General features: G+C 69.7%; 21 protein-coding genes and 3 pseudogenes. 14 read left to right on the forward strand and 10 right to left on the reverse strand.

The features are described 5' to 3' along the window. Positions 1-746: 746 nt before the first annotated feature. Both AB0M76_RS34355 and AB0M76_RS34360 read right to left on the reverse strand, forming a co-directional pair. The gene (locus tag AB0M76_RS34355; protein ID WP_365956672.1) at positions 747-1079 is read right to left on the reverse strand and encodes a hypothetical protein; all 333 of its coding nucleotides are present in this window, start codon (positions 1077-1079) and stop codon (positions 747-749) included. 430 nt (positions 1080-1509) lie between these two features. Beyond that, positions 1510-1698, reverse strand: a pseudogene (locus AB0M76_RS34360) (IS5/IS1182 family transposase); the annotation flags it as partial. A 306-nt stretch (positions 1699-2004) separates the two neighbouring features. Between AB0M76_RS34360 and AB0M76_RS34365 the strand changes: the two are divergent. Beyond that, positions 2005-2490, forward strand: a complete 486-nt coding sequence (locus AB0M76_RS34365) for a lactococcin 972 family bacteriocin (RefSeq protein WP_365956673.1) — start codon at positions 2005-2007, stop codon at positions 2488-2490. Between the two features lie 865 nt (positions 2491-3355). After that, positions 3356-3883, forward strand: coding sequence for a hypothetical protein (locus tag AB0M76_RS34370; protein ID WP_365956674.1), 528 nt, complete (start codon positions 3356-3358; stop codon positions 3881-3883). A 1120-nt stretch (positions 3884-5003) separates the two neighbouring features. Here AB0M76_RS34370 and AB0M76_RS34375 read toward each other — a convergent pair. Further along, complete coding sequence (locus AB0M76_RS34375) at positions 5004-5981, reverse strand: winged helix-turn-helix domain-containing protein (protein ID WP_365956675.1); 978 nt, start codon at positions 5979-5981, stop codon at positions 5004-5006. Between the two features lie 84 nt (positions 5982-6065). Here AB0M76_RS34375 and AB0M76_RS34380 point away from each other — a divergent pair, with 84 nt between their 5' ends. Then, positions 6066-7199, forward strand: a complete 1134-nt coding sequence (locus AB0M76_RS34380) for an alpha/beta fold hydrolase (RefSeq protein ID WP_365956677.1) — start codon at positions 6066-6068, stop codon at positions 7197-7199. 187 nt (positions 7200-7386) lie between these two features. On the opposite strand, the gene AB0M76_RS34385 is transcribed toward AB0M76_RS34380, so the two are convergent. Next, a complete protein-coding gene (locus AB0M76_RS34385) occupies positions 7387-7965 on the reverse strand; it encodes a hypothetical protein (RefSeq protein WP_365956678.1) in 579 nt (192 codons plus the stop codon). A 673-nt stretch (positions 7966-8638) separates the two neighbouring features. On the opposite strand from AB0M76_RS34385, the gene AB0M76_RS34390 reads away from it, so the two are divergent. The 5 genes from AB0M76_RS34390 to AB0M76_RS34410 all read left to right on the forward strand — a co-directional run bounded on the left by AB0M76_RS34390 (position 8639) and on the right by AB0M76_RS34410 (position 12570). Then, on the forward strand, positions 8639-9634 hold the full coding sequence (locus AB0M76_RS34390) for a replication-relaxation family protein (protein WP_365956679.1): 996 nt from the start codon (positions 8639-8641) through the stop codon (positions 9632-9634). A gap of 13 nt (positions 9635-9647) precedes the next feature. Next, positions 9648-9875 carry a hypothetical protein gene (locus tag AB0M76_RS34395; protein WP_365956680.1) on the forward strand — a complete coding sequence of 76 codons (228 nt, stop codon included), beginning with the start codon at positions 9648-9650 and terminating at the stop codon, positions 9873-9875. A 339-nt stretch (positions 9876-10214) separates the two neighbouring features. Then, positions 10215-10757: a hypothetical protein gene (locus AB0M76_RS34400; protein ID WP_365956681.1), complete on the forward strand. Its 543-nt coding sequence runs from the start codon at positions 10215-10217 to the stop codon at positions 10755-10757. 258 nt (positions 10758-11015) lie between these two features. Beyond that, positions 11016-11585, forward strand: a complete 570-nt coding sequence (locus AB0M76_RS34405; RefSeq protein WP_365956682.1) for a hypothetical protein — start codon at positions 11016-11018, stop codon at positions 11583-11585. Between the two features lie 517 nt (positions 11586-12102). Further along, entirely contained in the window at positions 12103-12570 is a 468-nt protein-coding gene (locus AB0M76_RS34410; protein WP_365956683.1) for a hypothetical protein, read from the forward strand. Here the strand turns inward: AB0M76_RS34410 and AB0M76_RS34415 are convergent. Then, positions 12518-12805, reverse strand: coding sequence for a hypothetical protein (locus tag AB0M76_RS34415; protein ID WP_365956684.1), 288 nt, complete (start codon positions 12803-12805; stop codon positions 12518-12520). The two genes, AB0M76_RS34410 and AB0M76_RS34415, sit on opposite strands and share 53 nt — an antisense overlap. A 403-nt stretch (positions 12806-13208) precedes the next feature. On the opposite strand from AB0M76_RS34415, the gene AB0M76_RS34420 reads away from it, so the two are divergent. Next, complete coding sequence (locus AB0M76_RS34420) at positions 13209-13385, forward strand: hypothetical protein (RefSeq protein ID WP_365956685.1); 177 nt, start codon at positions 13209-13211, stop codon at positions 13383-13385. 18 nt (positions 13386-13403) lie between these two features. Here the strand turns inward: AB0M76_RS34420 and AB0M76_RS34425 are convergent, their stop codons facing one another. Next, on the reverse strand, positions 13404-13829 hold the full coding sequence (locus AB0M76_RS34425) for a hypothetical protein (protein ID WP_365956686.1): 426 nt from the start codon (positions 13827-13829) through the stop codon (positions 13404-13406). 485 nt (positions 13830-14314) lie between these two features. Continuing rightward, positions 14315-14983, reverse strand: coding sequence for an HSP18 transcriptional regulator (locus tag AB0M76_RS34430; protein ID WP_365956687.1), 669 nt, complete (start codon positions 14981-14983; stop codon positions 14315-14317). Between the two features lie 129 nt (positions 14984-15112). Here AB0M76_RS34430 and AB0M76_RS34435 point away from each other — a divergent pair. The 3 genes and pseudogenes from AB0M76_RS34435 to AB0M76_RS34445 all read left to right on the forward strand — a co-directional run bounded on the left by AB0M76_RS34435 (position 15113) and on the right by AB0M76_RS34445 (position 16565). Further along, positions 15113-15554 (forward strand): annotated as a pseudogene (locus AB0M76_RS34435) (Hsp20/alpha crystallin family protein). 107 nt (positions 15555-15661) lie between these two features. After that, positions 15662-16057 carry a DUF2267 domain-containing protein gene (locus AB0M76_RS34440; RefSeq protein ID WP_365956688.1) on the forward strand — a complete coding sequence of 132 codons (396 nt, stop codon included), beginning with the start codon at positions 15662-15664 and terminating at the stop codon, positions 16055-16057. A gap of 55 nt (positions 16058-16112) precedes the next feature. Further along, positions 16113-16565 carry a DUF2267 domain-containing protein gene (locus AB0M76_RS34445; RefSeq protein ID WP_365956689.1) on the forward strand — a complete coding sequence of 151 codons (453 nt, stop codon included), beginning with the start codon at positions 16113-16115 and terminating at the stop codon, positions 16563-16565. A gap of 73 nt (positions 16566-16638) precedes the next feature. On the opposite strand, the gene AB0M76_RS34450 is transcribed toward AB0M76_RS34445, so the two are convergent. Both AB0M76_RS34450 and AB0M76_RS34455 read right to left on the reverse strand, forming a co-directional pair. Next, positions 16639-16812 (reverse strand): CsbD family protein, encoded by a 174-nt coding sequence (locus AB0M76_RS34450; RefSeq protein ID WP_365956690.1) that lies wholly within the window; start codon positions 16810-16812, stop codon positions 16639-16641. Between the two features lie 127 nt (positions 16813-16939). Next, positions 16940-17126, reverse strand: a pseudogene (locus AB0M76_RS34455) (ATP-binding protein); the annotation flags it as partial. A gap of 143 nt (positions 17127-17269) precedes the next feature. Here AB0M76_RS34455 and AB0M76_RS34460 point away from each other — a divergent pair. Together AB0M76_RS34460 and AB0M76_RS34465 are read left to right on the forward strand one after the other, a co-directional pair. Further along, the gene (locus AB0M76_RS34460) at positions 17270-17905 is read left to right on the forward strand and encodes a helix-turn-helix domain-containing protein (RefSeq protein WP_365956691.1); all 636 of its coding nucleotides are present in this window, start codon (positions 17270-17272) and stop codon (positions 17903-17905) included. A gap of 500 nt (positions 17906-18405) precedes the next feature. Next, the gene (locus tag AB0M76_RS34465) at positions 18406-18609 is read left to right on the forward strand and encodes a cold-shock protein (RefSeq protein ID WP_365956692.1); all 204 of its coding nucleotides are present in this window, start codon (positions 18406-18408) and stop codon (positions 18607-18609) included. A gap of 557 nt (positions 18610-19166) precedes the next feature. Here AB0M76_RS34465 and AB0M76_RS34470 read toward each other — a convergent pair. Continuing rightward, on the reverse strand, positions 19167-19559 hold the full coding sequence (locus tag AB0M76_RS34470) for an ATP-binding protein (protein WP_365956693.1): 393 nt from the start codon (positions 19557-19559) through the stop codon (positions 19167-19169). Between the last annotated feature and the right edge of the window lie 482 nt (positions 19560-20041).

Consider the following 20041-nt stretch of genomic DNA (forward strand, 5'->3'; position numbering starts at 1 on the left):
CGTACGCGGTGATCTACCGTGCGCCGGGTCGCGAAGGCCCGCCCGGGGGTGCGGATGGTGGCGTGGCAAGCCGGCGTCCTCGACGCCTGGGCGTACGACGAGCACGGCCGCCGGACCGCCGAGGCCGAGCTGCGGCTGCGGGCCTGCTCGTGCGGCGGTACCCGGACGGGCAGACGGCGGAGTTCGATGTGCACTGCCCCCGGACGGCGGTAAAGCTCTCCGCCGACGGTACCGCGCTCATCTCGCACCAGCCCGAGGGCATGCGGGGCGACTCCCCGGAGGCCGAGGTGGCGGTGGCCGAGGAGGACCTCTGGACGGCCCGCCCGGGCTTCGACGACTGGCCGACGCTCCCGGTCGCGGACGCGCTCCCCTGGGTCGCTGCGAAGCCGGCCCCGAGGCGTCCGGCTGGCACCAGGAGCCCTCCCGGCTGCTCGGGTCCACCGACTTCGACCGGGTCTTCCGGCCCGGCACCCACCTCCCCGGCTGACGGTCCGGTCCGGTTCCGTGTCCACGCGAACGGGGGGCCTGCGGCGGGCCACGGCTGACCAAGCGTGGCACGCCGGGGACCCAACATCCGGGCACACGTCCCGACCAGCATGGACGTGAGTGCCGTCCTTCGACCTGGTGACTTCTCTGAACCAGGAGGGTGTGTGCCTTCTACGGGCGCCCTGGGATCTTGTTTGCAGGCCTGCGCGGTAGAGCGTGGCGGTCTTCTCGTGGCGGGTGGCCGGGCCGCGGCACCTGATTCAGCGCACGCAATCCAGCGTTACGCAGGGCGTGGTGTGGTACGGCGGCACTCGGGTGGTTCCGTCGACGTTCACGTTGTTGTAAGGGTCTCCACTCGGCTGGGTGACCCCGACGTCGTCCTTCTCGACCGTGCGGGTCAGCTTCTTCACGGGCCTGGGCGTCTTGGTGAGGCGTTTGACCGTGCGCAGGTTGTCGGTGTCGGTGTCTGTGTGGACGCTTGCCGTCGTCGTGGTGGGAGCGGCGAAAGCGGTGGAGGAGAGCGAGACGCCTCCGCCGGCCAGGAGGGTGGCGATGAGCAGGGGGGCGACACGTCGGGTCCCGGTGGCGGTCATGGGGAGACGCTCCTCAGAAGAAGTTGTGGAGTGCGGAGGGGCGGGTTGCCCGTCTGACGGCGTTGAACCGTGACTCCATTGCGCCCCACGCAGGGCCTGCGGTCACGACACGGAAAGTCGGGGCTTGACACACCAGCCCACCCGGCCAGTCATGTGTCGGGGGCGCTCGCCTGCGCTTTCCCGCGTTCGGAGTGCGCGGGGAAGCGCAGGCCGCGCCGGGTCGGCCCGTGGCCGCGACGAGCCGCCCCGCGCCGCCAGAGGTGCAGCGGGTGCGACGCCGGAAGGATCCAGGGGCTGAGCGCGAGGCAGCGATCTTGCACGAGATGGCCGCCGCGGCGGCGAAGGAGAAGCGCAGCCGGCGAAGACGGCCTCCGCTGGTCGGAAGAACTATGCACACGCCATCGCCACCGGTGCTGACCAGTGAGCCCTTTCAGCGTTGCCTCTCCAGGGTGAGGACTGCCGTGGCGATTGACGTCATTCGATGGGGGCTGCCCCGTGTTCTTCGGAAGATCCGCCGGGACTTCAGCCGTGTCATGCCGCGTTCGACGGGTGCGCGGGAGATGGCCAGTGCCCGGTTGACCGTTGGCTGAGGCGCGGACAGGTCGCCGCCGGGCGGTCGTGTACGTCCGGGATCGCGCGAACGGGACGGGTGGGCATGCCGACGTCATAGGTCAAGCCGAACGTTGGATATCGGCCACCGATCAGCACTGAAGGCGATGGATGGCTGAGGTGTCGGACTGGGCAGCCTTATCAGGACTAATCAGCTTAAAACAGGCGACGAGAAGTGCAGAAATGTCCAGACGATGGCATATAAATCGGCCAGGGGGGTTTTGAGTCACCAGGTTCAATTTTCCTTTGCAGGCAGGTGCGGACCTATGAAGGGTTTCTCCCGTTCCCAACAGGGGGAATCATGGGAGGGGATTTCGTGAAGATTGCCGGTAGATCCGTCGCTTTCGCCATCGCGGGCGCAGCCATTGCGGCTGTAGGCCTCGCGGCGCCGGCCACCGCACAAGCGTCTGCAACCGCCAGCGCCTCCGGAGCCACCGTCACCGTCCACCATCGCGGGGACGGTACCCAGCCGCCTGCAGGGCTGGGCAACCCCTCTGAATGGGGTGTGGTGACGTTCAAGATGGACGCTTCGGCGGACTCCGCCAGGTCGCTGGCGAGTGCATGCCTCAGCCCGTCCAGCGGCGGCACCTGGTGTTACGGCTGGTACGCAAGAGAAGTCAGCCCCGGGGTAATCAATAAGTACTGCTACTCGAATTACGCGCACCAGACGAAGGGGCACTCGTCCACGGTGAAGCTCGCGGGCAACACGCGTCGCGTTCACGCCGCAGCCGGCGACACCTCTAACGCGAACCTCACTGCGGGTCTCGCCTACACCTGCTCTACCTACTACAGCGTCGACTAGGTTCTGATCCCCGCACCAAGCGGTAACTCCTTGGAAGGTGCGGTAGGTTGGTGCGCCGCTCGGGGGCTGTTCGGTTGCCCGTGCAGTCTCAGAGTGGCGCCACCTCCAACTCGGACTTACTCGCTGAACGGGGAAGAAAAATCATGCGCTTTACGCGTGCTCGAGTTGTGTCGGTCGCTGTGTCTCTCGTGGCGGGTTTGCTGCTTGGCCTGGTGGGCCCCGTTGTCGGGAAATGGGATAATCCCGTTTGTGTCGCCATGAGCATTGTTTTTTCTAGTGGTTGGCCGTGGGCCTGCTACGCATTGCTGGTGGGCTATTTCCGCCGATCTAAAATCGAGTCGGTATTGCTGGCATCTTTGGGATTGGCCATCGGTGTCGTCACATACTACATTTTCAAGGACATGAATCCCACCATTCCGGCCGGAATGGAATCCGCCAGCTCCATTCCGGCTGGAATGGAATCTGACACCTCCAGCGAGGGGCAAATTCTCGTGTGGGGAATAGCGGCTTTCGTGTTTGGTGCCCCTGTGGGACTCATGGGGAACGTAGCGCGAACGCCCGGAGTCGGTGGCCTTCTGTTCCGTCTGGTTGTTCCATTGACTGCCTTCTTCGAGGCTACTCAGCGATTGAGCACAGAGGCGGACTCGCAGGGTCCGGTTTTCGCCATAACCTGGAACGTAACTCGCATCGCAGCATGCGTCGTCGCCGTGGCTCTCATGGGACACACGGTGTGGAGCTGGCGCGTTCGGCGTAGCCGAGCCGACGGACGAACGGAAGCTGCCGCGCCTGCACGGCGTCTCTGACCCCAACCGAACGCTTCGGCGACCCGCTTGTCCTCGCGGCCAGTGTCCGGCTCCACGCGCACGTGCTCGTCCGAGAGAAGCACGCCGGACAGGCCGTCACGCTGATCCGGCACACCGCCTCCCAGCTCACCGTCTCGTACGACCGTCGCTCCCCGCACCACCTCGCCGTCCTCGGGCTGCTCCTGCTGCGCGGAGCCACGGCCGCGAGCCGCGCGGACGACCGTGCCGCCACCGGGGAGTTCCTCGCCGAAGCCGAGGAGGTGGCGCGGTACGTCGCCCTGGACCAGCCGGATGCCTGGGCCAACTTCAGCCCGACGAACGTCACCCTGCACCGGATCAGCGCCGCGGTCTCCTTCGGCGACGCGGGCATCGTGAAGGCGCTGAAGCTGCTGGGGGAACGGGTTCACCCGGACACCGGCCGTCTGATGTCCTACACCGCCTGCGAGGTGATCGGCGGCCACGCGCACATCGCGGACACCGACGAGCTGGCTGAGCTTGCATGGGTGGCCCACATTGAGATCTCGCAGTACATCCCGTACCCCCTCTTCGCGCCTGTGCAAGAACACCTGGACGTCGTCCTGGAGCGCTGACAGCGCGCTGCATGGCGTGGCCGCTGAATACGTCCCGGAGAATCTTGCCCTTGCCTGAGACCGGGTGGCACAGCACATGCTGTGCCACCCGGTCTCATTGCGTGGGTCAGGTGCTCCGTCTCATGCCGCTCGACGCCAGGGCAGGCGGGAGCGCCTCGCGGGCAGTCCGAGCAGTTCGTGCAAAGCCTTGCCCTCGTGGGCCCAGCGGCACGCGAAGCCCTGAGGCTGTCGTGCGGGCCTGTCGCGCGGGTCCTCCTGTCGGCGCGACATGGGCCGTGTGACCTGCGGTGGGGAGGTCTGGCCCCCGGGGCGGGCGTGGACGCGACAGCCCGGCCGCGGCCGGCGGCCGTCGGCCCCTGTTCAGAAGCACTGGACCTCTCCCTGGCTGTCGCAGGTAGAGGTGTCGGCGCGGTCGGGAGGCTTGCCCATGGGGGCTGACCTGGGGGAAGGAGCGGTGTCCGGTTTGGGGGGCCCGCCTCCGGCAGTGCTTCCGGTGCAACCCCCGGCTGGCTGGCCGGGGGTGGGGCCGGTTGTGGCTGCCGGGACCGCGGGAGGGGTCCCGTACGGAAGTAGTCGTCGGAATGGCGCCCACTTGTCCTGGTGGCCCGCGGATGGACGACCGGCGTGTCCTCCGAGGGGGAAACAAGGGGGGAACCATGGGGGGAGAGATGGGGGGAAGCGGTTTTCGCGGTCTGACTGCGTCAGCCCTGGTCAGAGCCTGTTCTGTAGGTGGACCAGGAAGGGGTTCTTGCCAGGGCAGCAGCGGTCTGCTCCTGGTGAACGCGGTCCTGGTCATGCCGCAGATGCTCGAAGATCGATCTGTACGCGGCGCGACCACCGCAGCGGCATGGAGATCCGAGAGATCGACGCAAGTCCCCTTCCGGTCGGCGACCTAGCGCCGGACCGTCGGGTAGGAGAAGACCTCGGCGCCGTGCTCCTCGACCAGGCGGTAGAAGATCCGTGTGATCGTGTGCCGTTGGGCACTCAGGGCGCTCAGGTGCGGCGGAGGGGCTGTGTAGGTCGTCGCCCTGCGGCTCGGCGGGGGCGGCCGATGCTGTGAGGGACGTACAGGGCTGGTGCCTTCCCCGGGTCGTGTGGCAGGCGCAGCCCCCTGCCCGGGTCAGCCGTCGGCGGTGCCGCCGGTCAGCAGCAGCTCCGCCAAGGGCGTTCGCGCGTGGTGCACCGAACGGCCTGTGCGCGTGGTGGTGAGGAGACCAGCGGCGCGTAGGGCCGAGGCGTGGGCTGAGGCCGTGGCGTTGCTGACGCCGATGCGGCGTGCCAGTCCCGTGGTCGTACGTGCTTCGTCCAAGGAGCGCAGGAGCGCGAGCCGGGTGCGCCCGAGGACTCCCGCGAGGGGCTCGCCCGCCTGGCCGCCCCTGTCCGGGACGAGCGGCAGCCCCCGGCCTGCCGGGTAGGTGAGCACCGTCGGGCGGTCCGGCAGGTGCTGAACGAGCGGGTCGCGACGCCAGTGGAATGTGGGGCGCAGGATCATTCCGCGTCCCCCGAGGTATATCTCTCGCACACCCCCGGCGCCCGGCCTGGGCCATTCCCAGACACCGTCGCGCAGCCGTGACCCCGGTGCCAGGTCGGTCAGGGTGGCGCCGAGGCCGTGTTCGGCGACGGCTAGGGCATGGCGGGTGAACTCCGTCCGGTGCAGGTCCTGGACCAGAGGCCAGACCGGCGCGATTACCGTCTCGTGGGCCGCCCGCTGTGCCCGGCCGAGTGTCCGCCAGGCGTCGGCGGTCCCGCCGTGCAGGGCGCGGATCCACGGCGGGGCCGGCCGTCGCGCGTACACCTGCTCGATCCCGGCCCGCACGGACTCCGGGCGAGCGGCCCTGATCAGCGCGACCCCCTCGTCCAGCGTGTCGCCGAGGACGTCGAGGAAGGCGGGGGCCATCCCGTCCGGCACCAGGTCCGCGAGCGGTTCGACCGCGCTCGGCAGGCTCCGCAGCAGTCTGTTCCGCCAGCGCCCGAAGAGCAGCTCCTCGTGCGGGGCGCCCAGCATCATCAGGGCAGCGTGCAGCTCGGGTACCGGTGAGGGCCGCGGCGCGAACCGTACCCGGGCGAAATCGTCCGCCGTGAAATGGATCCGGATCACGCACATCTCCCTGTTCCGCGCAAGCCTTTCGGGCCCGGCCGCAAGCTTCGCCGTGGCATCGCGCCCGCTCCCAGGATGCCGTCCATGACCATGTCCTTCACGCCCGGCCGCCGTTCCTTCGCCAAGGGCGCCCTCGCCGGCGCCGCCACCCTGTTCCTCGCGACCGCCGCCCCCGGCTCCGCCTCGGCTTCCGCGCGTTCCGGCGCGCCCCTCCTCCGGCTGCCCACGCCCACCGGCCCGTACCCCGTCGGAGCCCGGGCCCTCCACCTCGTCGACCGCTCCCGCAACGACCCGTGGCAGCCCGAGATCGGCGTACGCGAGCTCATGGTCACCATCCTGCGGCCGGCCGTGCCCGGCCGTGGCTTCCCGCGCGTTCCGCAGCTGTCGCCCGGCGCCGCCGGAGAGTTTGCCTTCCTCGCCCACCTAGTCCGTCCGCACCTGCCGGCGACGGGGGTCGACTGGTCGGCCACCCTCACCCATGCCCGGGCCGGGGCACCGCCGTTGCCCGGCCGGCGCCCCGTACTGCTCTACAGCCCCGGCGGCGGCGACGCCCGCACGATGGGCAGCTCACTGGCGATCGACCTCGCCTCATGCGGCTGGACCGTCATCACAGTTGACCACCCCGGGGACGCGAGCGAGGTGGAGTTCCCCGACGAGCGGCCGGGACGCGACCGGATCCGGACGACCGTGCTGCGTCCGGACCTCGACGCGGCGACCTTCCGCACCATGATCGACACCCGGGTCGCCGACCTCCGCTTCGTCCTCGACACCCTCGGGCTGGACCGGGTCGGGGTCTACGGGCACTCCGCGGGCGGCACCGCGGCCGCGCAGGCGCTCCACGAGGACCGGCGGATCGCCGCCGCCGTCAACCTGGAGGGGTACCTCGACCAGATGGACGGCGAACTGTTGGCGGTGGCCCGGCAGGGGACGGACCGGCCGCTGCTCCTGGCCGGCACCGACGGCTTCCGCGACGCCCGGCTGGACCGGTCCTGGGCAGCGCTTCTCGCCCACGCGGGCCCCGTCACCCGGCGGCAGCTCGACGGCACCGCCCACTGGGTCTTCACCGACTACGCGGCCCTCGTCCCCCAGCTCCACAAGGCCGGCCTGATGACAGCTGCCGGACGCGCCGCCATGGTCGGCCGGGCAGACCCGCGCATCACCGTGCCTGCCGTTCGCGACCTCGTAAGGTCGTTCTTCGCCCGGCACCTGCCAGTGTGAGCGCGTCCCCTCCCGTTGAGGGTTGGTCGTTCGCCGTGGTGATGTACGCCGGATGGGGTCCGCCTCAGTCGGCACGCCCCTTTTTCCGCTGAACGAATGAGGACCGACTTCCTAAGCAGATCGGCGAAGGGGTCACCGGGAAGGCGACACTGCCGTCATTTCCCGTGAACATCCAGAGTGCAGATGATCACTCAACGCCGCCGGAACCGACGAACAAACGCTGTCGGTCAAAGCGGAACAAGCTCACCGCTGGGCTGTAGAAGCGGGGCGTGGCTCCGAGGCTGGCGCGGCATCCACGGCACTGCCACGGCCTGCGCATGGTGACCCAGTGGGCACGGGTGCACCACGGGCATTCGATGAGGTAGGCGCCTGGGCCGTACGCGGAGTCCCACCATGCGTGACCGTAACGAGCGCGGTAACCGGGTTGGTTCGGGCTGCGGTCGGAGGGCCAGCCCAGCAGGACCAGCTGGCCGCCGGGCCAAAGGCAGGTGCATGCGCCGACGCAGTGGCAGGCGCGGAGCTTGCCGAGCTCTGTTGCCTTCTCCCGACGCGGTGTGGTCGGGCCCTTAACCTCTAGCCACGTGCCTATCTCGGGCAGCCAGAAGTCAGGCAGGTACTGGGTGCCGGAGGGAAGCGTGATCAGTTCAGGCTCGTACTCCCACACAATGCCAAGGCCGTCGAGGGTGCGGGCCCAGTCGGCTTCGAGGCGGGACCGGAAGCGGGTGCCGGCATAGGTGGTGGGGACAGCGTCAATGGGCTCGGTCATCAGGGCTCCTTGTCCTTCGGTGGGGTGGCGAGCTAGACCACGGCGGAGCCGGGCCGGACGCGCCGGAGAACTGACACTTGATCGGGATGCGCCAGTTTGCCGCCACGGTGCTTGCAGCCGCACCGACCTGTCGGTGCCAACAGCTGGCGAGCGGGACCTGACGGTGTCGGTCTCCGCGGCGAGACCGCGCCCAAGGTCCTCGGACTGGCGGCTCGGCTGAGCGGACGGCCGGACGTGTGGCGTCGGCCACGGACAAACCGGTCCGGTCCAGGGGTAGTCAAGGCGAAAACGGACACCCGTCGGCGGTGATCGTCAGACGACGGTCAAGGGGTGGCTTTTCACGGTGGCTCCGGCCCGTGCGCAGATCCGCGTCCGGGCCGGACGACCGCCGATCCGGCTAGCAGGCCGGAGGAACGAGGACACCGTGTCCGCCGAATCCACGCCCGACCCTGCCCACGAGCACCGCGCCGCCCGCGACCGCCGGCCCTTCGACGACGTGGACAAGGTTCCGCGGGTCCCCTCCACGGGTCCCTCCATCGCCCCCTCCACGGCCACTTCGCCCGCCGGGCGCGTTGGCGCAGGTCAGCCCCGGCGGCCAGGGTCCCGCGACGCGTTCGACAACCCTCCTAGGTCGGCACAGGTCTGGAAGCCGACCGGAGTGCGAAGGAAGGAAGTGCTGAGGGCTCTGGGGATCTTCCAGCGAGCTACCGCTGATCAGCTGTGGCGGATGCTGCGCTCCGCAGACCGGCACGACCGGATCACCAGGGACACTCTGAACGCGTTGAAGGACTCGGGCCTGGTCCGGGTGGAGACGCGACTGGAGTCGGGTCACCAGCTGTGGGTGCTCACCGAGAAGGGTCACAAGGAAGCCAAGCTGCTGCTTCCGAAGAACGTACGGATCTCCGCGCTGCGCAAGCTGGAGTTCGACGACGAAGGCCGGCCGGTGGAAGCCGACGGCTACGACGAGCACGCCGCCGCCGTCACCTCTACCGCCGCCGTGCTCACCGGAGCCGGGTACGGCCCACCGCTGTCGTGGCAGACCGAGATCGGGCACAGGCTCCCGTACGGCTACACCCAGTACGCCGACCTGACGATGCGCGCCCCGGACGCCGGGGTGCCCGCGATGCTCCTGGAGGTAGACCGCGTCACCGAGCCCGTCGACGACGTGGGGCACAAAGTGCGGCGCTACTCGGAGTGGTTCGAGCTCCTGGCGCCGAAGGCCGACGCGGACCTCGAGCGAGCAGCCCGTCACGAGGGAGCAGCGGTGCATGCCTTCCGGCTGTGGTCGCGCCTCTACCCGGCGACCGGCCGCGAGGGCTACGTCCCGGTGGCGTTCGTGTTCACCGGGAAGACGGCCGCGCAGCGCGCCAGCCGGATCCGGCGCCTGGAGCACGCCGTCCGCGCGTACTTCGCCGGCAACCCGTATCCGGGCCGGGGCGCGGGCATCACGGCTGTCGACTACCACCAGGCGGTGCCGGTGGTGGTCACCGAGCTGGAGCGGATCACCGCCGACCCGGCCGGGGCCGCCGGCAAGGTATGGCGCAGGCTTGGACGCGAGGAGTGGCAGACGCACGGAGGCCCTGGACAACCCCGACGGCGACCGCCTGTACGCCGTGCAGCGGGAGCAGGCCCGCCGACGGAAGGCGGAACGCGAAGCCGCGGCCCATGAGGCGCGTCGGCCCGTGTGCAGGCGCTGCGGCAGCAAGTTCACCGACGACCGCTGGGAGGTGATCCGGCCGTCCTCGTGGCGCAGCGAGGAAGACGACCTGTGCGGATCGTGCCTGCACGAACGCTACGAACAGGTGCAGGCGGAGACGGACGCGCGGCGCCAGGCGGAGGAAAGCGCGGACCGCGAGGCGGCCGACGCGGAGAGGCAGAAGAGCCGCGGCCTGTTCGGCCGCCGCCGGTAGCCGCAGGCAGTGGGCGGTCACCCGGGCTCTTTCGCCACGGCCGCCCCCGTACCAACGCGGGCAAGCCAAAGGGGAGCCTGGGCAAGCCGCCAGGCGATCGCTTCCGCAGAGAGTTGCACGGGCCGGTCACGCCCCTGACGTGCGGTTTGACCGGTGACGGGGCCGGGATCGGTCACGTCGGCCCCCGTGACCGGTGACCGTGACCGGTGACCGGTTACGCGATCGGGCAGGCCCAAGGCTTCCCTGGGCAAGCCCACCGCCGAGCAGGCTTGCCCACCCGTTTTCCGGGGACGGTCCGCAGCTCTCGCCGTGTCGGTGGCCTTGGGCATACTGCTGGCCATGACGCCGCCGCTGCCTTTCCGCCTGCACCTCATGATCACTTTTGTGATGGCGGCGACAGGGACTTTTGCGGGAGCCGTGCTCGGCCTGGCGCTGTCCGGCCGCCTGCTGTCCCTGATCTGTGCCGGGGCCGGCGGACTCGGCGCGGGGACCTGGGCGTTGCTCTCGCGCCGCCAGATCGTCAGCTTCTTCAAGGAGCTGCTCCGGCCCGCCTGGGAGATCCCCCGGCCGGTCGACGGGGACGCCGAGGGTCTCGCCGACAACGTGGTGGCGGGCCTGTGCATGTACCAGGCCGCGATGTTCCCCCTGGCGCGAGGCGGGGTGAGCGCCGCGGAGCTCACGGCCCGCCGGGCGGTGGCCTACCGGCTCTCCGCGTACGAGGGCCTGCCGCGCCAGATCCAGGTATCGGCGGCCGCAGCCCTGGAAGCCATAGACCAGGGGAAGGACGCCGCGCGGGCGGCAGAGGCGATGAGTGGCTTTGTCGGTCATAAGCGGGCTCTGGCACACATTTCGTGCACGATCTTGCCGGCTCTCCGCCAGTAGGAGGTAAGCACCACGTGAGCTGCGCGGATTGGATATCAAGAGAGGCTGGTGGAGCCCGAGTCAAGATCGTTCACGGAATGTGTGCCAGAACCCATAAGCGAGCGCGTCTGTTGCCCGGGCACGGGAGCACCCCGCTGCCGAGCAGAACGATGTCGCCGAGTTTCAGCAGCACGTGATTGCTTGACTCGGAACGCTGTCGTGTGCCGGTCCACCGGGGGTGGACTCCGAGCCTGGCAGTGTGCCGCGTACGGTCAGCGAATGCACGATCAGCGAGACCAAGATCGCGGCGTCGGCAAGCCGGAGCACTGGCAGGCCACCCTGCCTGCTGACATCACCGACGGGGTCACAGAGGCTGAAGCGGTGGTGTTCGTGTGCGCAACATGCAGCGTCCCCCTGACGGGGCCACTCACGCGGCTGCCCGAAGTTCCCGAGGCTCCCTACTACGCTTGGTGGGACGCCGATGAGCCGGGTCCGTCCCCGGCGACCGTGCCGTCAGGCTGCTACGCGATCGAGACGGAGCCGTACGGTGGGCCCTTGGTCGTCGCCCAGGCGCCCGGGCCGGTGATGCCGCGCCACGGAGGCCACTGGAACGTGGATGGGAAGCCCTTGGTGTCGCAGGGCCCGCGAGGCAACATCGTCATCAACCCGGACGACGCCCGCGGCCTGGAGCTGCAGCATGCATCCCCCGCCTGCTGCGGAGCGACCCCGGATGGCGGAATGAACCAGCTGTGCGCCTGTGGAACCCTCGTCGCGACCCTCTGCTCCGACTGCTGCCTGCCGTACGAACTCCATCTCTCAGCCGACCACGTCCGAGCGGTTCGCCCCTGAGCCGGGCGCGGGCCGCTGCTACTTCTCACCGACATTCCAACGCCGGCCAGGCATCGGCTGGTGCCGACCACCGACGACAACCGCTGCCAGGTCTCACCTACGCAGCCACGATGAGCGACCTGCGGGTCACGGTCTACGAGCACCGCGGCAGCCGATAGGAGTCGCGGGCAGGGTTGCACCGGAAGGGGGCTGAACCGTTGTCTGGACGGTTGCTTTCAGCGGGGGACCGGGGGTGTGACCGGAGGTGTGAACCCCCGAATCCGATGATCTTCCGTTCCCGCAGGTCAAACCCGGTGGGCAAGCCTCTTCCGGAAAACGACACCTCTTTCCCCGCGATAGCCGGGGGAAGAGGCTCTATGCAGTGACGGCCGCCGCGGCGGCCAGTGGAAGCAGCCGGCCCACCCTGGAGCCTGACGTGACAGGGCCCTCTGGTCGTACCCGCAGGCGATGCCTGCCTGGACTGGGGAGGCTGTCGGGTGCCAGGCCCGAAGCAAGCGGTGAAGGAGGCCATCCCCGAGTGGTTCTCACCCCGCCCTTCGAGCCGATGCTCGCCCAGGCCGCCGAGTACGTCCCCGGCTCCGGCGTCCTGGCGAGCGGCTTCGCGGCGGAGCAGAAGTTCGACGGCCACCGCGCGATCCTCTTCACCCCCGCCGGCCCGGGCGGCCGGGTGCTCCTGCAGACCCGGCGAGGCTCTCTCGTCCAGGACCGGTTCCCCGACTTGGTCGCGGCCGCCGGGCAACTACCCGAGGGCCTGGTCCTCGATGGCGAGCTCGTCGTCTGGGACACCGCAGCCGGCCGGCTGTCCTTCGAAGCCCTCCAGCGCCGGGCCGCCGCCCGCGGCCGCACCGCCACCGCGCTCGCCGCGAAGACCCCCGCGTTCTTCATCGCCTTCGACGCCCTGCAGATCGACGGCATCGAGCTACTGGCCCTGCCTACGCCGAGCGCCGCCGTCGCCTGGAGGTCCTGTTCGCGGCCCGCGCGCTGAGCGCACCGACCCTGCCGTCCGGCCCGCTCTCGGCCGCGCGGAACAGCTCGATGCGCCCCGCTGTGCTCCAGCAGCGCTCCGCCCAGTACGGGTGAGAGCTGATCAGGCACGACAACCGGATCAGCTCCCGTCGCAGCTCGGCTGCTGCCACGGTGGGGCGAAGGGCGAGCTGGTTGTAGGCGCGGATCTGCTGGCGCTTGAGGCTGATCAGGTCGGCGGGGAAGCGGAAGGGCATCACTCGCTTATTCAATCAGGTGTTCGAATTACGGGGCCAGTCCGTTCGTGTCCCATGCGGTTGGTCGCGCAGCGCAGGTGGGCGGTCCAGGACAGGCCGAAAAAGTTATCCACAGATCCGCAGCTCAGGACCGCCATTCGCCGTCCCGCATCCACAGGCCCGCGGCCGTAGAAGGGAGGTGTCCGCTTCCGGGTGTGCAGTACCCGGCACGCACACCGAAAGGCACGGCCCATGGCACAGACAAAGTTCGACAAGCAGTGCTCACCGAGGTCCAGGAGCACCTGGCGCAGTCCGTCATCGAGGTCATGCTCCTGCTGGCCTGCCGTCGTACGTCATCGAGGCGGCCGCCGACGGGCAGGAGACCGGCGTTGCCCTGGTTCCGGAGACCCGCCGCGGGCTGCGGGTGCAGTGGCAGCAGGACCCACAGGCCCGCTGTCTTCCCTCCGGGCTGCGCGCTGCGCAGCAGGCCGCGATGAACCAGGCGCTGCGCGCGATCTTGTCCGCGCACCGGTTCCAAGTGGCTGACGGTCCGCTGGGCGAGGCGCCGCTCGTGCTGGGGCTCACCCGCTCCGACGGGTGAGCCCCAGACGGGGCGTGGTCAGCGGTTGTTGCGATAGGCGATGATGCCGCCGGCGACCAGGCCGCGGCCGCGGGCGGTACGGAACTCCTCCAGCCGCTTGGCGTCGGTGTAACGCTCCGGTGTGCTGTCCGGCGGGGTGCGCACGCCGAGCTGTGGGCCGTAGAAGCACACAACGTACCTGTGGTGCAGGGTGGCGGAGTACCAGTCGGGCGAGGCGGGGACGCAGATGCGGGAGTAGACGCCGCCGTCCGGGGAGCGCAGCTCGATCCGGTCGTCGGCCAGCCGGTGCAGAGCCCAGCCGGGGATGGTCCGCAGATCGGCGAAGCCGCGGGGGAAGCGCCGCATCCCGGCTGCGATGGCGCCCTCCACCTGGATCTCCATGGGCTCGCCGCCCGGGACCCGGGACATCATCGCGCGCTCGGGCTCGAACAGGGCCACCGGCATCGGGTCTTCGCCGTCGGTGGTCTGCAGGGTGCCGGTGTCCGGGTCGATGCCGGTGGCGACTTGCCCCAGCCCGAGCGCGGGGGGTGTCCATGTAGAGCAGCCGGCCGTGGTCGTCGACGTTGTTGCTCAGATGCTCCCCGGCCGCCAGGATTTCCGCCTGGCTGACGGCCCGGTCGTCGATGTGGAATCGCTGACCTGGTAGCTGCTGCCGGTCGGCCCGCTGCTTCTTCGGCTTGAACCGTCCCATCGAGGTACCCCCTCCGTGTGTGATCAGCCAAGCCTCAGCCAGGCGCGAGCGGCGGCACAAGACCGCCTTACGCCATATCCCCGCAGCACAAACGCCCCCGGCGCACGCCGGGGGCCTCGCCAGGACGGAGCCGATCACCCCGACGCGGAAGGAGTGCTCCGCCACGGATTCGGGGACCTCTTTTACGGGGGAGGGCACACCCCAGGCCGCCGGCGGCGGTCCCCGGGGCGGGTGTTGCTCAGGTGCTGCGCTGGCCGCGGGTGGTCTGGCGGAGTTGTTCGGTGTGCCGGGTCAGGGCGTCGATGCGTGCGGCGAGGTCCGCGTCCTCGGGCCGCAGATGGGCCCGGGTGTCGGTCAGGGGGCGCACGAGGCGGGCGGCGTCGTCGTGGCCGAGGGCCAGGTTCAGGGCGCCGACGGTGTCGGCGGCGTCGGCGGGCAGGCCGGTGAGGGCGGTGATCTGTGCGGCCAGGCGTCGGAGGTCGGCTGCGTTGTCGCGGGCCCAGGTGGTGACGGTGCGGTCGGCGGCGCGGGTGTCGCGGGTGGCCTGGACGCGTTCTTCGCCGGTGGAGCCGGGGGTGCCGGGGCGCAGGCGGAGGTAGCGGCGTTCGGCGGCCTGGCGGCTGGCGACGCCGAGGGGGCCTGCGAGGTCGGCCCAGCTCGCGCCCTCGTCGCGGGCGGTTTCGATCAGCCCGCTCTCCCAGCCGGCGAGCTGTTCGCGGACCTCGCGTAGCGTCAGCAGTGCGGCCAGGGCCGGGTGCGGGCCGGAGCCGGCCGGGGGTGGTGCTGGGGTCGCAGGCTTTTGCGCGGAGGACTGCTGAGCGTCCTGTACGGACTGGTTGATTGCCTCCAGGGCCGCCGCGGCGGCGAGGAAGGGAACGGGTGTGGCCAGCGGGGCGGGTTCGGTCATGGGACTCTCCGTCGTCTCGTCATCCTCCAGATGACTCCTTGCTTGTCATCGTTTCGATGACATGTTACAACGGGAGCACGTTGAAGCGCATTGGCAGTTTCTGCCTGAACCAACTGGAGGTGTTTCGCGATGTTGATGCGCACTGACCCGTTCCGCGAGATGGACCGGATCGTCCAGCAGCTGTCGGGTACGTCCGGGACGTGGTCGAAGCCGTCGGTGATGCCGATGGACGCCTACCGCCTACCGTGAGGGCGACGAGTACGTGATCGCCTTCGATCTCCCCGGTGTGAGCACCGAGGCGGTCGACATCGACGTCGAGCGGAACATGCTGACCGTGAAGGCGGAGCGCCGCCCGGTCGCGAAGGCGGACCCCGTGAAGGTGGAGCTCTCCGAGCGGCCCCTCGGGGTCTTCTCCCGCCAGGTCGTCCTGGCCGACACCCTGGACACCGAGCGGATCGAGGCCCACTACGACGCGGGTGTCCTGACCCTGCGGATCCCGATCGCCGAGCGCGCCAAGCCCCGCAAGATCGTCATCGGCGGCGAGTCCGGCCGCAAGCAGATCTCCGGCTGAACCCTCCAGTACCAGCCGGCAGCGGAGGGCGGGGAAAGCCGATTCCCCCTCCGGCACCCGCCCTCCGCACCCCTCCGCCCTCTTCATTGCTTCCCGGAGGTGATGTGATGTCGATGCGCAGGGAGTCGTTCCTGGCCCATGTCCAAGAACGCGGCGAGTACGAAACCCCGGAAGAGGCCGATCGTGTTGCACGCGTCGTCCTGGCCCTGCTCGGCGCACACCTGGTCGGCACCGTGCGGGCCGAGCTCGCCGCCCGCCTCCCCGAGACGTACGCCCTGATCCTGCTCAACCCTCTGCAGGCCGCGGAGCCGCTCTCGCCGGAGCGGTTCGTCCGTGCGACCGCGGCATGGATCGAGGGCGCCACCGAGAAGACGGCCCTGTGGGACATCGGCGCGGTCCTCTCGACGGTGGCCGCCGCCGCGGGCGACGTCCTCACCCGCGAAGTCCTGCTCCAGCTCCCGCCCGGCTACGACCTCCTCTTCGGCCACCCCCAACCCACCTGACCAACCGCCCACCGGCCGAAGGCCGGATCCTTCGCAGAGAAAGGCAACCGCAGCCATGTACGACCAGCCTCGACCGAACCCGGCCCCTCACGCCATGACGTTCGACCAGATGCTGGAACGCGTGCGCTACGAAGGCGCCTACCCCACCCACGAACGCGCCGCGGAAGCCGTCCACCACGTCCTGGCCGCCCTCGGCCGACAGCTCACCGGCGACGAACGCGTCGACCTCGCCCAGTGCCTGCCCGTCGAGGCCGCACTCACCCTGACCGCCCAGATCCCCGACACCGACACCGAGCACCTCACCGGCTGGGGCTTCGTGAAGGACCTGGCCGCACGCATCGGCGCCACCCCGGCCACCGCTCGCTGGGACACCGGTGCCGTCCTCGCCGTCGTCACCCGCCTCGCCGGGCCCGACCTCCTCGCCCGGATCCTGCGCCGGCTCCCCGGCGGCTACGCCCTCCTCTTCGGCCAGGCCGAACTGCGCCGGCCCGAGCCCGCCGCCGCCTGACCCAGACGAGCAGCGCGTGCACATGCGGCAGGGCCGGAACCGCTCCTGCGGTTCCGGCCCTGCCGCATGAGGATCAGTGCTTGAAGACGTCCTTGACCTTCTCCTTGGCCTCGCGGGCGTTGCCCGTGGCCTGCTCCGCACGGCCCTCGGCGGTCAGCCGCTCGTTGCCCGTCAGGCGTCCAGCGGTCTCCTTGAGCTTGCCCTTGGCCTGCTCGACCTTCGCCTCGGCCTTCTGCTCACCAGACACAGCTGATCACTCCCTCTTGGGTGGAAACGCCTTACGAAACCCCGTATGGCTGCTGAGGCTCTCGTAAGCAGGCCCGGCTGCAACCGTCCTGCCCGGGCGCACCAGGTCCGCGGTGCGGCCCAGCGCGCTACCGGGGGAGAAGGGCGCGGACGCTTGCCGCCTTCGGGCCCGGGCGTGACGACGACGCGGTGGGCAAGGTCGTTGACCATGTGCCAGCCGAATCCACCCGTCCCGTCGACGAGGTCAGGGGTCCGCATTCGCGGCATCCGCGGGCTGGCATCCTCGACGACGACCTCGATCGTGCCGGGGTGGGCGGCGAAACTGATGGTCTGCGCGGGAATGTCAGTGGCCGTTGGTCGTTTCGCTGTCACTGGATCTGACCTTGATGGATGAGTGTGGTTCATTCTTGACCTATGGGTGGGAAACGTGGTGGCGTCGGTGACGTGAGTGACTTCGCATGACCCGCCCGACTGCCGAGGTGCTGCGTGTTCTGCTGTCGGCGCCGACCCACGGGCCGCTGTGGGCGGCGAGGATCAGCGAGCTAGCCGGCTTGGGCAGGAGCACGGTCTCGCAGATTCTGGCCAGGCTCACCGGGCGGCAGTGGGTCACGCTCCACCAGGAGCGGGACCCACACCCGGGCCGTCCGGCACGGGTGCTGTGTGTGCTGACGCAGCAGGGCCGCCGCGAAGCGGAGGCAGCACTGGGCGCGCGGGGCGCGGCCAGCCGGCGCGGCTCCGGAGAGTCGACGGCGACCGGTGCCCTGGCCCGTCAGGGCTCGGCACACTGCGGTCGGCGAGGCCTCAAACTGCTCCCTATGATCGACCATTCCGCCATCAAGAAGGCGCTCCGGACCCCGGCCGTCGAACTGGGTGGGGACAGTACTGTCCCGGAAGCCGTTGCCGTCGAGCGATTGGCCGCGCTCAGGGAGGCGCTCGGGGCGCTTCAGGCGCTCACCGAGACCTTTACGAGGGAGTTCTTCGCCCGTAGTGCCGTCGGCACCGCCTACAGCGAGGAGCACTGGGACATCATGAACGACTTCCTGACCGAGGCGAACGCGATTCGAAGCAGGGCCCTGCGCGCCCACAACTACTGACAAGTCCGGCTGCTGAGCTCTGCTGACGCACTGACACGTGCTGCCGATCGGCCGTGACACGCGTGACGAATCCCCAGGTCAGTTTCGTACAGACCGGCATCTACGCCCCCGCCGAGGCTGACCCCGGCGGCGCGTTCCTGTGGCAGAGCGACACCCCATAATCCCGGGCGCACGGTCTACGCCGCGATCCGGACGACGGATGGGGGTCGGACACCCCCGGGAGTCTGTAACAGCGTCTGCCAGCCCACGAGCTGACGATGCGCACGCCGGCGACTCATGGCATCACAGTCCTCACAGTGCTCCATACGTGGGCGTTCTCGTGGAGAGCGGGGAGCTGTCCGTGTAGCGTCAGGGCCAGCTGTCATGGTTCCGAAGTTCCGGTCGCCCGTGAGCACGCGTTCACGGGCGATTCTGCTGTTCACAGTCTCTGAGGGCCAGGGCGATCACCTCCGGTTCCCGCACGGTGCGGGACCGATTTTCGAGTCCCCTTGGAGGGCAACATGGCTACCGGAACCGTTAAGTGGTTCAACGCGGAGAAGGGCTTCGGCTTCATCGAGCAGGAGGGCGGCGGCCCGGACGTCTTCGCCCACTACTCGAACATCGCCGCCACCGGCTTCCGTGAGCTCCAGGAAGGCCAGAAGGTCAACTTCGACGTCACCCAGGGCCAGAAGGGCCCGCAGGCAGAGAACATCACTCCCGCCTAGACCCACCTCTGCGCCCGCCCAGGACACTTCCTCGGCGGGCGCTGTGTGTCGGGCACCTTCTCCTGGGGAGCCGGCCGTGCGTCAGGGAGCGTGACGGGCTCGGGTACGGCCCCCTGCACCCCAGTTGCCCGCCGGTCACAGAGCGGCGAGTGGTGGCCGGCTTCAGACGCCGGACCGTCATCGGACGGCTCTTCACCTCTCCTGTCTTCCAGCCGCTCTACGTGGGCCCTGGAGACCGTCACAGAGCCCGTGCGGGCCTCTGTACTGCGCCAGGGGGCCGCAATGCCCCGTTCGAAGGCTCCCAGGGGCCCCGTGGACGGCCCCGCGCGAGTGTCACCGACACCACGCGGGTCTCCCGCCTGTGGGCCCGGGACCTGTCGACGGACGCACCGCGGCAACGTCGTCGGCATCCCACGACGCCCTGGTCGGCCTCGCCTCCGAGCTCCAGCGCCGCATTGACCTCGACGGCGACCTCGACGGGGTGCCGCGCCTGATGGCCGTGCTCGACCAGGCCGACGCGGGGGCCCGTCACCCCGGTCGGCGTTGGCGGCTTGGCGTTACCGGGCGAGGAGGGCGCTGACGGTCTTGCTGTCGGCCGCGCGGCGGGTGACCGCGGTGGCGCAGGCGAGGCGGTTGACCATGGGCCAGCCGAAGCCTCCGGTGCCGCCGTTCAGGTCGGGGGTGCGCATGCGCGGGGCCCGCGGACTGCGGTCGTGGACGGTCACCTCGATGCTGTCCGGGTGCGCGGTCAGGTCCAGGGTGCAGGTGCCGCCTCCGTGGCGCAGGGCGTTGGTGACGAGCTCCGAGACGACCAGCACCACGGTGTCGGCAGCCTCGGCTGCGATCGCCGGGTGCACGAGGCCATCGAGGAAAGCCCGAGCGCTCTCGCGTGCGCCGGCGACGGATGTCGCTGAGCGGACGGTTGCGACGTTGACGCTCATCGTGTCCATCAGGTCACCCTGGTCTCTGGATCGTCAATGCCCGGTCCTATCTGCCCGGCTTGTGCCCGCCCGGCGACCGGCTAACCCGGCGGTGACAGGGCCTCCGGCACTGTTCGAATGATCACGCGCGAAGCCTGCGGCGGCTGCGGCGCCGAGCCAGACGCGGTGCCACCTGCCGTAGCGGCTGTGGCCGCACCGGTGTGGAGCCGCTCCCTGCCCCGTCGTCGTTCGAGGTCGATTACCTCACTGTCGAACACACGGAAATGTATGTCGGCTGGAGTAGACATTGGGTGGCGAGCTGGTTATGGTTTCTCTCGTAACGCAGAGAGACCGCAGGGCCTGGCAGAGACGAACTGCCGGGCAGCAGTACCCGCAGTTGCAGTGCGCAGGACGGTGCGGTGGTGGAGTTCCGAAGCCAGGGTTGTTGCAGGACGGCGACGGGGGCTGACGACCGGACCGGGTGGCCCGCAGTGATCAGGGGCCGCCGTGAG

The sequence above is a fragment of the Streptomyces sp. NPDC051364 genome, assembly GCF_040682115.1.
GTDB lineage: Bacteria > Actinomycetota > Actinomycetes > Streptomycetales > Streptomycetaceae > Streptomyces.